General features: G+C 65.8%; 1 protein-coding gene. It reads left to right on the top strand.

The window, feature by feature from the left end; genetic code table 11:
• Nucleotides 1–231 (top strand): CreA family protein (locus SB753_RS42020; RefSeq protein ID WP_410805815.1); only part of this gene is annotated, 231 nt, incomplete at both ends.

Here is a 231-nt window from a genome sequence, read left to right as displayed (position 1 = left end):
CCGTGCAGGGCGTCACCTGCTACGTGTCGCGGGCGCGCACGGGCGGCATCAAGGGCACGCTCGGGATCGCCGAAGATCCAACCGAGGCATCGATCGCGTGCCGCCAGGTCGCGGCCATCAAGATTTCCGAGCCGCTGCGCCAGCAGGCCGACGTATTCACGGAACGGATGTCGCTGATCTTCAAGACGCTGCACGTGGTGCGCGTCGTCGATTCGAAGCGCAATACGCTCG

The sequence above is a fragment of the Paraburkholderia sp. SIMBA_053 genome (genome assembly GCF_046534895.1).
GTDB lineage: Bacteria > Pseudomonadota > Gammaproteobacteria > Burkholderiales > Burkholderiaceae > Paraburkholderia > Paraburkholderia caledonica.
This window is presented reverse-complemented; position numbering and strand designations above follow the sequence as displayed.